At 57.1% G+C, this 296-nt stretch carries 1 pseudogene; it reads right to left on the reverse strand.

The annotated features are described in order from the left end of the window. Positions 1-210 (reverse strand): annotated as a pseudogene (locus EP376_RS22820) (N-acetyl-gamma-glutamyl-phosphate reductase); the annotation flags it as partial. Positions 211-296: the final 86 nt, after the last annotated feature.

Raw genomic sequence — 296 nt, forward strand, 5'->3', positions numbered from 1 at the left:
GAGCAACTCCAGGGCCTGTCTCGCTCCGTCGTCCGGCAGGCAGAGGATCGCAAGGTCGGCCTCATGCAGTCTTTCGGCCCGCATGGTGTTGTTGCGCCGTTCCGCTTCGGGAAGGGAGAGAATGTCGAGGTCGGTCCGGCCGGCAAGCCGCGTCCTGATCTGCAGGCCTGTCGTGCCATGTTCGCCGTCAATGAAAATCTTCGGTTTCATCGGTCTGTCTTTCGTTTTGAAATCAAGGAGTTGAAATGCATGCCGGACTCAATCCGGCAAGCCATTGAATCGAAATATCAACTGCC

Origin of the sequence: Alexandriicola marinus, from assembly GCF_004000435.1 — a bacterium.
Lineage (GTDB): Bacteria > Pseudomonadota > Alphaproteobacteria > Rhodobacterales > Rhodobacteraceae > Alexandriicola > Alexandriicola marinus.